11 protein-coding genes and 1 pseudogene are annotated in these 13,484 nt (G+C 65.0%); 6 read left to right on the top strand and 6 right to left on the bottom strand.

Annotation, left to right across the window (positions count from 1 at the left end):
- Positions 1–91: 91 nt before the first annotated feature.
- Positions 92–568 (bottom strand): hypothetical protein, encoded by a 477-nt coding sequence (locus ACFWAY_RS32035; RefSeq protein WP_378513361.1) that lies wholly within the window; start codon positions 566–568, stop codon positions 92–94.
- A gap of 232 nt (positions 569–800) precedes the next feature.
- On the opposite strand from ACFWAY_RS32035, the pseudogene ACFWAY_RS32030 reads away from it, so the two are divergent.
- Positions 801–1,178 (top strand): annotated as a pseudogene (locus ACFWAY_RS32030) (PDDEXK nuclease domain-containing protein); the annotation flags it as partial.
- 689 nt (positions 1,179–1,867) lie between these two features.
- On the opposite strand, the gene ACFWAY_RS32025 reads toward ACFWAY_RS32030, so the two are convergent.
- Both ACFWAY_RS32025 and ACFWAY_RS32020 read right to left on the bottom strand, forming a co-directional pair.
- Positions 1,868–3,595 carry an IS1634 family transposase gene (locus tag ACFWAY_RS32025; RefSeq protein ID WP_378513360.1) on the bottom strand — a complete coding sequence of 576 codons (1,728 nt, stop codon included), beginning with the start codon at positions 3,593–3,595 and terminating at the stop codon, positions 1,868–1,870.
- 108 nt (positions 3,596–3,703) lie between these two features.
- On the bottom strand, positions 3,704–4,267 hold the full coding sequence (locus tag ACFWAY_RS32020) for a ScbR family autoregulator-binding transcription factor (RefSeq protein ID WP_378513359.1): 564 nt from the start codon (positions 4,265–4,267) through the stop codon (positions 3,704–3,706).
- Between the two features lie 536 nt (positions 4,268–4,803).
- Here ACFWAY_RS32020 and ACFWAY_RS32015 point away from each other — a divergent pair.
- Positions 4,804–5,055 carry a hypothetical protein gene (locus ACFWAY_RS32015; RefSeq protein ID WP_378513358.1) on the top strand — a complete coding sequence of 84 codons (252 nt, stop codon included), beginning with the start codon at positions 4,804–4,806 and terminating at the stop codon, positions 5,053–5,055.
- A gap of 445 nt (positions 5,056–5,500) precedes the next feature.
- Complete coding sequence (locus ACFWAY_RS32010; RefSeq protein ID WP_378513357.1) at positions 5,501–5,956, top strand: TIGR03618 family F420-dependent PPOX class oxidoreductase; 456 nt, start codon at positions 5,501–5,503, stop codon at positions 5,954–5,956.
- Positions 5,957–6,643: 687 nt separating this feature from the next.
- Here ACFWAY_RS32010 and ACFWAY_RS32005 read toward each other — a convergent pair.
- Positions 6,644–6,793, bottom strand: a complete 150-nt coding sequence (locus ACFWAY_RS32005) for a hypothetical protein (protein ID WP_378457449.1) — start codon at positions 6,791–6,793, stop codon at positions 6,644–6,646.
- A 537-nt stretch (positions 6,794–7,330) separates the two neighbouring features.
- Here ACFWAY_RS32005 and ACFWAY_RS32000 point away from each other — a divergent pair.
- Positions 7,331–8,044 (top strand): HNH endonuclease family protein, encoded by a 714-nt coding sequence (locus tag ACFWAY_RS32000; protein WP_378513356.1) that lies wholly within the window; start codon positions 7,331–7,333, stop codon positions 8,042–8,044.
- A 36-nt stretch (positions 8,045–8,080) separates the two neighbouring features.
- Here the strand turns inward: ACFWAY_RS32000 and ligD are convergent, their stop codons facing one another.
- The gene (ligD, locus tag ACFWAY_RS31995) at positions 8,081–9,025 is read right to left on the bottom strand and encodes a non-homologous end-joining DNA ligase (protein WP_378513355.1); all 945 of its coding nucleotides are present in this window, start codon (positions 9,023–9,025) and stop codon (positions 8,081–8,083) included.
- Between the two features lie 1,048 nt (positions 9,026–10,073).
- Between ligD and ACFWAY_RS31990 the strand changes: the two genes are divergently transcribed.
- A complete protein-coding gene (locus ACFWAY_RS31990) occupies positions 10,074–11,921 on the top strand; it encodes an RNB domain-containing ribonuclease (RefSeq protein WP_378513366.1) in 1,848 nt (615 codons plus the stop codon).
- Positions 11,922–12,331: 410 nt separating this feature from the next.
- Positions 12,332–12,586, top strand: a complete 255-nt coding sequence (locus tag ACFWAY_RS31985) for a hypothetical protein (RefSeq protein WP_378513354.1) — start codon at positions 12,332–12,334, stop codon at positions 12,584–12,586.
- Positions 12,587–12,832: 246 nt separating this feature from the next.
- Here ACFWAY_RS31985 and ACFWAY_RS31980 read toward each other — a convergent pair whose 3' ends face one another.
- The gene (locus tag ACFWAY_RS31980; protein WP_378513353.1) at positions 12,833–13,480 is read right to left on the bottom strand and encodes an NUDIX hydrolase; all 648 of its coding nucleotides are present in this window, start codon (positions 13,478–13,480) and stop codon (positions 12,833–12,835) included.
- Between the last annotated feature and the right edge of the window lie 4 nt (positions 13,481–13,484).

Genomic DNA, 13,484 nt, shown 5'->3' with positions numbered 1-13,484 from the left:
TCTTGGAGGACGCCCTCTTCTACCGGAGCTCCGCTACCCATTCGCGCACGACACGCCCAAGACCCGCATTCTTGACCGCCAGCCGTCCCCGCTAACTACACGGCTTTGCGTCTAGCCCGACACTGCCGAAGCTGTCATGGCCACGGTCACGTAGATGAGTAAGCAGTTGCCTGATCTCGCCCACAGCCAACTCGACCGATCCGACGGCCAGGGTTCCCGAGAGCGACTCGTCGAACAAGCGCAGGGCCGTCTCGAAGCGTGATGGCAGCTGCGTTGACATCGGACGCCGCCTGCGCCATGCCACCTTCCCGGCCAGCTTGAACTCGAGCAGCATGTTCGCTGTCTTCTCCAGCGACGACCGGAACACCGGGCCGATGTTCCCGCGCTGCAGACGGGTGTCCTGCTCGGCCAGGAACCTGTCGCGGACCTGCTCGTTGTACTCGTCGATCGCGTGGTCGGTGCAGTACCGTGCCACGGTCGCGCAACAGCTCCTCTGGTACTTCAGCGATGCCTCAGTCAGTCCGGCACCCCGGGCTGCCGTCAAGACTCCGTCCACCAACACAGACATGGCTGGTTCCATGGTCTCGTCCTTCCATCGTGACGGTCACGGACGCTCCATCGGAACGTCCGCAACCAACACAACGGCATGACCCGGCAGCGCGCTATCGGCCGGAGATGGTCAGCGGTTTGAGGGAACTATTCCGACAACCGCTCCGAAAACACGTCGTCAGTGCAGGGCCTACGCGCAGATCGGCATAACCCGGGAATCGGAATAATCGATGAAATTCCGACCTCGGAATTTCATAGACTTGCTGTTCTTCAATTGGGTGCAGTCCCGCTTCGTTGTTGTCGAGCTCAAGATTGGCCGGTTCGAACCCGAGTACGTGGGGAAGCTTGGCTTCTACGTGTCCTGGGTTGACGACAACCTGCGCGACCACGACCAGCATGCTCCGACCATCGGGCTTTTGCTGTGTGCGGGCCGCAATGACAACGTCGTGCGTTACTCCCTGGCCGGGACCACCGCGCCCTTGGCGGTGGCCGACTACACGTATGACACTCTGCCCGCGCCGGTCCGCGAGCTTGTTCCGACCGACGATGAACTCGCGTCTGCCGTGGGCGAGACCCTGACCGACTTGAAGGAAAGTCGTTCATCACGAGGTGACGCCGAGGCCACCTAAAAACACGGTGCAGACTGCGACGGAATGTTGGTGACCTCGCGGGGCCCGGCCGAGGGGGACCTGAGGTCGGGTCGCTTTATACTTCCTGTCCTTGACTCTGAGTCGGTGCCAGCGCGTTGAGAGGAAAGGCGTCGGGCATGCACAGGCGTGGCGGACGTGAGGTCGGCTCTCGATGCGCTGCAACACTTCGAACGCTCATATGTCCAGTGACCGGATGCGACGCGGCGGGCGTTCGTGTGCCCCGATCGAAGGTGGACGCTATTTGCCGCGAGCACCGGCGGCCCTCAGTGGTTGCCGCTCCGTCGCCTCTCGACAAGTAGACGCTCGCAGCGACGATTCAATGTGGCACCCGTGGGTATGTCCGGCACCGTCGACTCGTTCAACGGAGTCGGAGGTAAGGTTCCGGGTCCGCGCCGGGAGAGGCGACGCGCTAGGAGGATACGAGGTACGAGGACAGTCGGCGAGCGGCGAACTGGGAGAAGTAGTCGACTTTCGCGTCGTCGACTAGTCCGGGCAGGAAAACCTTCCATGCGGTGGTCATACGCTCAGGCAGTTCCCTCAGTCCGGACTTCCGCAGCTGATGGGCACACGATTTCACGAAAAGTCATGCTGAACTGCGGTAATGCCGAATATGCGCGTTGAAGGCGTGTTACTACAAGGCATCGCTCGCCGGGCGGCGGCGGCTCGGCTCAGGCGTCGGTGGGGGCGAAGTCGAAGAACCGGGGCGGTTCGGGCAACTCGAGCGCGGCAAGGATCTTTCGTTGGCCGGCGGTGACAGCCGAGCGTTGGGCGACGTGGCCGTGGTCGGTGGCCAGGGTGATCAGGTGCAGGCGGTCGAGTTCATGGCGAAGGGTGCGCCAGGTGTCACCGGTGGCGGTCTCGGCAACCCGGATCAGCAGCAGCGCGAGCCAGCACAACTGGACGTGGGCGCGGATACGGTCCTCGCGGTGGTGAAACACCGGCCGCAGCCCCAGCGAGCCCTTCATGTCGCGCCAGCCGCGTTCGACCGCGAGCAGCTGCTTGTAGGCGGCGGCCAGATCCTCCGGAGTCAGCGTGGTGTCGGAGGTGCGGAGCAACCACTTGCCGTCCAGACCGGCCTCGGTCTTGATCGCGGCGGCATCGACGCGCAGCAGCCCGGCCTGGGTGCGCCGCAGATACCGGCGCAGCCCCGGCTTGGATTTCAGCGAGCCGACCAGCTCGTCGCGGCGCCGCGACGTCCAGGTGTCGGAGCCCTCGATCAACTCCCGCAGATGCGCGACGAGGTTCTCGCGCACCTGGGCGTCGCGCTGCGCCTGGTCCGGGTTGTGGCAGACCACGAACCGCTGAGCCCGCGCTCCGCCCTCGCCGTCCCCGTCGCCGCCGGGAGCGACGTGCACCTCCTTGACGCGCAGGTTGCCGGCGACGCTGCGGTAGCGACCGGGCCTCGCGAGCGCGGCGGCGGCCTCGGCATTGGTGTGGCGTAGCTTCTCGGCGTGGATGTAGTGACCGCCGCCTTTGGTGAGATAGGCCCGGTTGGCGGCGGAGGCGAAGCCGCGGTCGGCCACCCAGACCAGTCGGCGCAGGTTCCACCCGTCCAGATCATCCTTGACGGTGCGGATGATCGCGGTGTCGGCGGTGTTGCCGGGAAAGGTCCAAGAGCGCACCGGGATCCCGTCGCGGGTGACGGCCATCGCGATCACCACCTGCGGCAGGTCGGTGCGGAAGTCCTTGGAGTGACCGAACTCCCGCGCCCCGAACTCGGCCGGGCCGGTGTTGTCGTCGTTGGCAGGTGAGCCGGCCAGCTCCGGCACCCGGTCCGGGCCCTCGGTCTCGAAGTAGGTGCTCGTCGTATCCACGAAGACGATGTCGAGATCCAGGTTCAACAGGTGCGCAACAGAATTGAACACATCGGCCGCGATCTCCTCGAGTGCGTCGAGGAGAAAGTCCATGCCCCGGTAGGCCTGATCATCCGACAACCCTGTCATGTGCTCGATGGCGACGCGTTCGGTCACCCAGCCGGTCGCCGCCAGCTTCGAGCCCGGTTCGAGCGCGCGCTGGGCGACGAGGGTGAAGATCACCCGCTCCACCGCATCGGCGTCGAGTCGCCGACCGGCGGCGGCGCGGCGGATCGCCGACGAGATCCCAAGCCGTTCCCACAGCCGGTCCAGCGTCCAAGCGCCGCCGAGGCGGCGGGCGTCGAGGATCTCCACGTCCCCGCCCCCTGCCGCCGCCGCGGCCTGCTCGGGGGCGAGGAACCGCGAGATCGACGCCACCAACCGGGCCAGGGCCTCGCGGTCCACCGTCTCGGCGCGGCCGAAGTTGTGGATCACCTTCGCGGTCGACGAGCCGGTGTCCGGGTGCCGCTCGTTGTGGGCGAGCTGCAGATAGGACACCACCGAGCCGTCCTTGTTCTTCCGCCGCGTCTCCCGCAGGTACATACCTACACAACACCAGATTACACACCGCTTTACCAGCGGACACGCCGAAAATCGTGTGCCTACAGATTTCAGCGTTCCAGCCGCCCTGCACCGCTCTGACCTGCACATTCATTCCCGGAATGGCACGAAAATGCCTACGAACTGCGGAAGTCCGGTCAGTGTGTCGGTTGCGACCGCCAGTAGGCGCGTGCCGAAGGTTATCTCCAGCAGCAGGCGACCCGCCTCGTCCGGATTTGTGTCAGCGCGGAAGTCGCCTTCTTCGACTGCCCTTGCCGCCAGTGCCTGGTAGGTCGAGGTCCATTGATCGAAGACCACGTGCCTGGTGCCCCGGAAGTCGCCCATCTCATTGAGAAGGCGGAATGCGGCCAACATCAGGTTGTCATTGTTGGACGGATCGATCATTACATACGAGATTCCGATCAACGCTTCCAGTGCTGGTGTGCGGGAGTCGAATTGTTGAGAGCATGCCGCATCGAGGCGTGCGCAGCCTTCGTCAATGACCGCCCGCGCCAACTGCTCTTTCGAGCTGAAGTGGAAGTACAGCGAACCCTTCGTCACCCCGGATTCGGAGATGATCTCTTGTAGGCCCGCGTTCACGTAACCCATACGGTTGAACACCTCAGCCGCGGCGACCAACACAATCTGCCGCGTAGCGATCGCGCGCTTCTGCAAGGCGCCCCCTTCTGCAGCCGATACTGATGTCGTATCAAAACCTACAGGTCGGTATTAGTTATGAGAACTTGGACGAATGTCCTATTTTGCTGCGCATGGAGTCCCTGGAAAAGCCGGAGTTCTGTGGCCGCCGCGGGAAGTTCCTCGGGAGGATGTCTGGGCCGCAGATTGGCGACCAAATTGACGTCCATCGACTGCGTCACACTTTCTGACTATTGGTGACCGCTGTCATACGATTACCCGGCACAAGCCCACTGTCCACGCGATGTGGGCGGGTGTATTTGACCCCGCCAGCCAAACCCCCAGTGGCTGGCGGGGTTCTCCAATTCTTGGTGTTCCGACTGCTCTGAATCGACGCCATCACTGGGAAGCCACTGTCCGCGCCGGCGGATGGGCGAACTTGCATCACTGCACCGACGTTCGTACTGAACATCCTCGACGTAGCGGAACAGTCCGCACGGGCGATGCCCGTCGCCCGAAAGGGGTGGCGGGCGATCCAGAGGGCTTTCAGTCTCGACGCGACTAGAGGAATTGATATGCCGAAGTCCGACCACCGGGTTGCCCAGCTGAACCGCTCGATTGAGTCGCGGCTGACCAAGTACGAGAGCACGAGGCGTCACCTGCCCGAGGTTGCAGCGTACGTAAGGGTGCAGAGGACGCTCATGGCAGATCACCAGCCCGAGGGCGGACGGTGGGGCGCCTTGTGCCTTGCCGACCATGACCCGACGACGCCGTGGCCCTGCGACGGCGTACAGAAGTTCGACAGTCCTACCGCCTACTTCGACTGAATGCAGGTCGGATAGACCCAGGCTCCGTCGGCAAGCCGACCGGCGATCAGGTCGGAAATGGCTGCAGGAGCCGCCTGTGTGCGGTGTCTGGCCGAGTCCATGGATTCCCTATGAGATTCCCTGTCATCGGATAAGGAATTGACCACCGGTACGGGTCCTTGTGGCACCGGTTACCGAAGGGCTGGGCTGGCCTTAGGCGTCTTCGAGCAGAACCTTGGCGAAGCTGCCAGTGACTTGGATTCTCGGCGCCCGTGGCTCTTTCGTTTCGCTGTTCGCCAACCGGTGGTGGACAGCAAGCTCGTCGGGTCCGTGCTCGGGGCTTCTCCGAACTTTCACGTCTTGGTCGAGCGGATGGCTCATACTGGGCAGAAGAGCGACTCGAAACTCGTCCCGCACACCGGGGCCGGGGTCAAGTCGCCGACAGTATGGAATCGGAGGCCAACCGGTGATTACGCTTCAGAACGCTTTCGAGCTTGCCCGCGCGGAGCAGGGCTTGGCTGTCGTTGCGACGCTGCGTACCGACGCGACCATCCAGTCAAGCGTTGTCAACACCGGCGTGCTCGCACATCCTGTCACGAGCGAGAGCGTGTTGGCGTTCGTCGCGCACGGCAAGGTCAAGCTGGCCAATCTGCGGGCCCGACCCCAGGTGACGACGACATTTCGCAGCGGATGGCAGTGGGCCACCGTCGAGGGTCGTGCCGAGCTCGCTGGCCCGGACGATCCTCAGCCATGGCTGGACTCCGAGCGGTTGCGGTTGCTGTTGCGTAAGATCTTCGTCGCGGCGGGCGGAAGCCATGACAATTGGACGGAATTCGACCGTGTGATGGCCGCCGACCGCCGCGCCGCTGTGCTCGTCCGGCCCGACCGGATTTACAGCAATCCGTCCCCAGCGAGTGCATGACCAGCAGTGCCGGGAGTACGCAACGTGAGCGGCTGAACCCGTTCTGTCGCACCAGATGATGCGATCACAAACCATTGACCGAGTGAAACGGCTCCTTCCGCAACCCTTTCTGTGCTCATGACTAGGCCAGGATCCCGTCCATGATGGTGCCCGCGCACGATCTTGTGTCGTCAGGACCACCTGGTCGACACGTGATGGTGTGGTTGCCGGGGCAAGGAATTTCGCGAAACGGGCGAGGACAGCCGCGTCAACCCTGAACGTGACGCTGCCCGCCCAGGCAGGACCTGGTCGTAGACGAGTGACTAGGGCGGCGTGCAGTGCTATGCACCTATCCTGCAACGTTTTCGCGGACTCTCGCATATCAGCAGTGGGAGGGGGAGCAATGGAGCGCAGTGGAGATCGGAACCGACCGATTACGCAGTGTTCGTCACTCTCGAACCAATCGCCGACCTAATGCGGCAGGCTCGAAATGGCATGAGTGCCAAGGGCCTAAGTGGGCGGTGATTGATCGGTTGGGCCGTGATAACCGCGGCTGGTTCCTCAACTCGCAGTGCCGAGCCTACCGTTGTGATGGTGGTCGCGGAGCCGCCTGCAGAGCGGCGGGACCGCCGATCGCCGCGGTCGATGGCGGCACGAGTAGTGGCACGTTGACGCTCACCCGACCCGCGTTGTCGGCGGCCGAACGTGTCAGCGCGTGACCGCGCGGCGGGTGGGCCTGCGATCGTCGGCGAACATGGCCTCGATCCTCGACTTGATCTCCGCGGTGCTCATGGTGCCGCTGCGCCGGGGCGTCTGCCGTCCGGTGAGGGAGGTCGAGGTGGTCGAGGTTGTCGCCATGTGTCCTGCTTTCGTCGTTGTTGATATGTGTGCCTCGCGGTCACGTCTGTGATCTGGTTCACATTGCGACCGACTATGTTGTACACCACAGGTCCGCTAGGTGCCACTCGGCCTGGTTGTCCCGGCTGCAGCCAGATACCAAGTGGGCCCGGTGGCCTCGGCTGCGGCAGAGGATGCGATAACGCGGTCCCGCTCCATCGATCGTTGCCGCCTGTCGGGCACCGCGATCGACCACTCGGGCCATCCCGATGTGGCCGAGTCGAGGTAGATACGGGACCTGGAACGACTCGAACACCAAATGGGGTGAGGTTAGCGATGGGGCTGATCGCGCGCTCAAGTCGTTTAGGCGTGAGATCCGGCGGTGTGCTCGCCTAGGAAACTGCCAGCGGGAACCGGGAATGGTGGTAGCGGCCTCACCGTGGCTTCGCCGAAAATCGTCGCCCGAGACACACTCAGTCGGACGCGCCACCAGGATTGTCGGAGGCGCACGCAATACTTGTGTCCACTCAGTCACACAGGTAACAGGAGAACAGGCATATGCGCCATCGCCCCAGGTCCGCTCTCTTCGCATTGGGTGCGGTCACCGTGCTCGGTCTGACGGGGTGCTCGGCGATCGCCGATGCCGATCCGGGCACCGGGTCGCTCGGGGGAGCGCCGGCCGCCCCGGCCCCGGTATTCGATGCGGCGCCGGCGTTGGCGAAGCTCGACACCCTCGCGGTGAAGGGACGTGCACCGAAGACCGGCTACACACGAGAACAGTTCGGCCCGTCGTGGTCCGACGACAACGGCGTCGAGGGCGGCCACAACGGGTGCGACACCCGCAACGACATCCTCCGCCGCGACCTGGTCGACCTGACCTACAAGACCAGTACCCGGGACTGTGTAGTGGCGACCGGCACCCTGCACGACACCTACACCGACACCACCATCGCGTTCGTCCGCGGCCAGGACACCTCCACCGCGGTGCAGATCGATCACGTCGTCGCCCTGTCCGATGCCTGGCAGAAGGGCGCCCAGCAGTTCAGCCCGGAGCAACGCCGCGACCTGGCCAACGACCCACGGAACCTGCAGGCCGTCGACGGGCCCACGAATTCGAAGAAGTCCGATTCCGATGCCGCGTCTTGGTTGCCGCCGAACAAGGGTTACCGGTGCACGTACGTCTCGCGGCAGATCGATGTCAAGGCCCTGTACCGGTTGTGGGTGACCCAGGCGGAGAAGGACGCGATGAGCCAGGTATTGCACTCCTGTTGAGTGCACAACGTCATCGCGCCGAGACGCGCGCGGGGGTTAAGGTAGCTCCTCTATGGTCACCCATCGGGGGTCGATCCCCGCGCGGAAGGCCTTCCACGACGGGTGGCGGAGCCGCCGGTTCGGGGTGAACTCGCGGTACTCGACGGTGCCGACCAGAGCCGGTTCGACCCAGCGGGCGTGTGCGGCAAGCTTATCGGGAACATGATTGTCGAAGGGGCTGGTGGGCCGTTCGAGTGGTCGGAGCAGCATGAGTGTTCGCCGCCGGTCGGACTCTGTGAAACCGGAGCTGACGTGCCCGATGAATATCAGGCCGACCTGGTCCGCGTGGGCACCGACGATCAGCGACCGCAGTCTTCCGTGGCTGGTTGCTTCCCACCCGCCGACGATCACCTCGGCGCTGTTGCGTAGGGGTGTTTTGACCCAGTCTGGTGAGCGGCGTCCTGGCTGGTAGGGCGAGGTCATTCTCTTGGTGACAATTCCTTCGAGGCCATGCTCGTTGGCGACCTCGAGCATCGCCTCGCTGTCGACATCGACCCAGTGTGGAGGTACGTGCAGCGCCTCGCCCCCCAAACCGAGGTTGAGGTCGGCAAGAAGTTGTCGGCGCTCGAGGTACGGCCACCGCAGGATCGGCGCCCCGTGGTGCGCCAGCAGATCGAAAATGTAAAAGGCGACCGGTACAGCGCGCTGCAGCGCGGGCTGTGGATCCTGGATGGGGGTCCGCTGTTGGAGGAGGTCGAAGCGCGGTCGGCCGCTACTGGCAGCGGGCGCGACGATCTCACCATCGACTATTACGCCTCGACCTGGGTTAATCTCGGAGAGTCCGGAGGCGATCTCCGGGTATGCGGCGGTGATGTCGTTGTTGTTGCGGCTGAACAGGTGCACCGCGGCCGGGGTGATGGTGGCGACGGCGCGTACACCGTCGAATTTCATCTCCACAGCCCAGTCGTCTCCACCCGGTGGTGAGCCGAGTGTCGCGAGCATCGGTCTTACCGGGCGGAGGGGTGGTGCGGGCTGATGAGCGGGCACAATGCTGATTCTGCCCCAGTGATCTGCGGTCTGGTGGGGCGGGGAGCGTGGCGAGGGTGCGCGGGTGGCGCCGACTCGCCCGGGGTCGTCGCCGTGGTGTCGGCACCGTTGCCGAGAAGTCGGCGAGATGTCGGCACGGGCGATTTGATCAATCGGCGTCCACCTGGCGTCGGGCCCCGGGGAGAGAAACTGTCAGCTGGACTTGGTTGTGGAGGATGGCCACACAGGGAACCGAGTTCCGTCCTTGTCGCAACGGTCGATCTGGGCGATGCCGCGCCGGGGTGGATGGGGGCGGTGCGTCTCGTTAATCGCGTGAAAGTCTGAGTCGAATGTCTTCTCGCTCGATGTTCCATCATCGAGCGTTACCAGGTACCTGGGCATACTCAGAAATATGCCACTGCGGCTCTCGGTTCGGGCACAATCGTAGGATCCGTCCGTAAAACAGTCATGACCGACTTCGATTCAGCGACAGTATTTTCCACCAGTGGGGGCCAGCGGCACGGCGGGCGGAGGAGTTGGCGACGGGGTGGGGTATTGGTGTACCCAAGCCGCGCAGGTCCACTGGCGGGTAGGGCAAATGTGAACTCTCACCGAATACACGGCGCGCCTCGCGTTAGGTTGTCGGCCCGGGTGTTAGACCAGATCTACGCTTTTGAGCGAGGTGGTCGTCTTGTTCGTGCTGGTCGGGCGTGTTCGTGCACGCTGGAGACGCTCCCGTACAACGCGGCCTCCGTTTCGGTGGTCGTCAGATCCGGAAGTAACGGGTACTCAGGGGCAAGAGACCGGCACCAGGGGCGTGGGAGACACCAGAGTGGGCAGGGACGAAGCTGCCTCAACAGGGCGTTGGCGGCGTAGCCGCAAGTCCGCCGGATCGGTGGGCGTGTCGAAGGGAAGAGGTGATCGACACTGATGTCCGTCGCTGGTACTGATGGTTTCTGGTGCAGTGTCGCTGCCGATTTCTGGTTGAGGAGGCGCAGTGTCCAATAGTGGTGTGCCGTTGTTGATGGTGGATCGGTCCGAGGCCCTCGATCGCGATGATGCGTTCGCGGTGACCGAGCTCGCCGACGGTTCAGGTTGGAAGCTGGAGGTGCACATCGCCGGGGTCACGGACGTCGTGGCCCTAGGTTCCGACGCCGATGCGACGGCATTCCTGCGCCGTGAATCGAAGTATTTGCCCCGTCGGACAGTGCCGATGCTCGGCCATGACACCGAGCAGGCGGCAACATTGACCGAGACAGCGGAGAGGTCCACGCTGCGGGTCCTTGCTGATCTGTCCGCAGACGGGGTGGTGTCCGGGGTGAGCGTCGGTCGCGGGCGGGTGCCGGCCGGTAGGTGCGTCGCGGTCGATCATGCGCAGATCACCGAGATCCTCGGCTCGGTCGACGACCCGCTACACGAGGGCGTGCGAGCCGCGAATGACGCCGCGCAGGTGCTGCTCCAGGGACGTCGCAGGTCCGGTGTCTTCGCCCTCTACGATCTCGCGCACGGCTGGGGCTCCACCGAGGAAGGGGGGATCGCGCCGATCCCACTGGACGTGCGCACGGTGGGATATGTCATCGTGCAGGAGTTGATGATCGCCGCCAACGAGGCGATCGCCATGTGGTGTGTGCGGGAGGATCTTCCGGTCCTGTTCCGCAATCACCGCAGCGCGGTGACCGCGGGCAGCACCGAGGACCTCGCGGCGGAGGTTGCGGTGGCGATGACCGATCCGGTGCTGCTGGAGAAGCTGCGTTCGCGTCTGCAATCGTCGTATGGTGCTGCCACCTACGCCCCGACGGTGCACGGCCATCACGGGCTCCGGTTGGCGGCGTACACGCACGCGACGTCGCCGCTGCGCAGGGTGTCGGACCTGATCACCCAGCGGGTGATCTTCGCCCACCTCGACTTCGCGCCGGCCCCGTACACGAGCGAGCAACTCGGCAACCTCGCCGCCGATATCAACCGGCGTATCGCCGCGGACCGGGAAGAGAAGGCAGCGCACTTCAAGGCGCGCGATCGAAAGGTGACCGCGCAGGTCGTCGCCGCCGGCGAACTCGAGGGTCTCGACTCGAAGCGGTGGGCGAAGGTGCTGGCCGTCGCGGCGGCACGTGACCCGATCGGTGACGTGGTCAGCGAGTTGCGCCGCCGCGTGCGGACCGACGACGTGACGGTGACCGCGATCGTGACGTTGCTCGATGCCGGGGAGAATTGGGCGCCGATCCGACGCGAGGTCTTCGACCGGGCGTCGCGGGCGCATCCGGAGTTCGGACCGAGTGTGGTGTCGATGTGGCTGCAGGCGCATCCCGACCTGCCCCGGCCCGAGATCGACGGCGACCACCGGGGACCCGCGCACACACCGGTGTTCGCGGCCCGGTTCCGTGTGGGTCAGGTCTGTGGGCCGTGGGCAACCGCGGGCAGTAAGAAGCGAGCCGAGCAGGACGCAGCGTGGGGCCTGACGAAGGCCGTCGCGGCAGGGGAGAGCCATCCGGAGATCGGCTCCCCGCTGCGGGACGACCCGCAGCCGGTGCCCCCGAGCACCACGCATGCAGGGGTACGGGCGCGGCCGGCATCAGCGCGCAGCGGACCCATGGATTCGGATTCGGGCCAGGCATCGAGACGGCGGGAGCGAGCGCAGAAGAACCCGATCGCCTGGGTGATCAGCCATGCCGAACACCACGGCCATCCCTCCCCGCAGTGGGCCGTGAGAATGGAGGGCGCCGCCCACGCGCCGGTGTTCACGTGCGCAGTCCGCTACCTGGACCACACAGCAACCGGCAGCGGGACAACAAAGAACCTCGCAAGAACCGCCGCGGCAGCGGACCTTGTCGATTCGCTACTTGACGAGACGTCTCCAGCCCGATCACACCGGTGAACCGAAGCTCACCCACCTGGTCAGTGTCCGTTTCGATAAAGACTTTGTGGGCGCCGCCGTGGCCACGGGCGGGGGGCGAGCTCTTGATGCTTCGGCGGCGAGCGGCCCTCCGGCCAGCGAAAGGGGAGCGCTGGTCGTTGGGCCTGGCTGCCACCGGGGCCGTCGAGCCCGCTGTGCAGCGTAGGTCGTGAGTACCCGCGGAACATTGAATTACTCCGCGCTTCGCCTTGGAGAAATCGACCGCAATGCGGTGCGTGGGCGAGCCGCATTCCAGCTCCCTGCATGCGTGGTCGGGGCGCCTGTGAACCCACATAGCCTGAGCACAGATCGGCCGGTGGTTGTGAGTTCGTCTGGTGGGCGCGGATAGGTCATGCTTATGCTCCGAGGGCAGCCGAAGAAAGGTGCAGTCCATGAGTGACGAGAGCGAGAAGAAGTCGGCGTCACCTGATGTGATGCGCGTGGGCACCCGGGTGCTGGTGCGTAGGCAGTCTGAGGCAGCGACAGGCGTGATCGTCGAGGACTACGCCGAACTGACCGACACCGCTGAACGCGGCCACGATTGGGCACCTGTCCATCGGTGGGCGGTCGCCCTTGACGACGGGCGGCTGGTCTTCGCCGACACTGAGGACCTCACTGTCGATATAGGCACAGCAGACTCCGGATAGGGGGCAGCACCGCTGACGAGGTGGTCGGGAACGGTCGCCCCGGCGAGTCGGCGCTGCTTCCCCAAGATCATCCCGAACAGCACCGAGCGGTACGTGGTGACAGTTGATGAGGTGTCGAATCCGAGCCGTGGCCCCGAACCGCGGCGACCAGGCTCGTCGCTACGTCGATTCTCGCATCAGCGACCGAGGTCAGCAGGGACGGGGGCCACGCTCGTGCGCTAGGAACGGTGTCCGTGAGAATGTGACTTATGTTGTGGTCCAACGCCATACGACTGCCGGTCGGCCGGTGGCCTGCACGCGGACGCGTTCGTCGGTGCGTTCGAGTCCCGGTATCGCCTTGAGTGTGCGATTGAGATTGCCTTGATCGGGTCGGCTGCCGGTGAGGGCGGTGGTGACCGTGACGGCGTGGGTGGCGGGGAATTCTGCGCCGAGGAGGGCCCGGGTGAATGTTGTGTCCCGCCAGAGGAGGCTGGTGGCGAGGATGTGGCGTGCGGCCGTGACGATGCGGTCGTGGTCGAAGGCGAGGTTGTCGTGTTCGTCGAAGCCGCGCCACTGCGTCGCGGCGGCGGGGTCGGTGGTGATGTTGTCGGCGGTGATGACGGCCCACATGGCGATGGACAGGGTCGGCCCTCGTGGGTCGCGGCTGGGTTCGTCGAACACCTCGAGTTGTCCCACGGCCAGGATCGCGTCGTCCGGGATACCGAGCTTGGTGGTGACGGCGCGGCGGGCGGCCATTTCGAGGCGTTCACCGGCGCCGAGAAGGACACCGGGCAGGGCCGTCTGCCCGGTGTACGGCTCCCAGCGGCGGGGCGCGACGCCGTAGCGCAGCGAGCCGGGTTCGGGGTTGCCGAACCGGAGAGCGACCACGTCGACGGAGACCGATGACTGTTCCACACCT

Origin of the sequence: Rhodococcus sp. NPDC059968 (assembly GCF_042738615.1) — a bacterium.
Taxonomy (GTDB): Bacteria; Actinomycetota; Actinomycetes; order Mycobacteriales; family Mycobacteriaceae; genus Rhodococcus_F.
The sequence above is the reverse complement of the archived record's forward strand: the minus strand, read 5'-3'. Positions and strand labels throughout refer to the sequence as shown.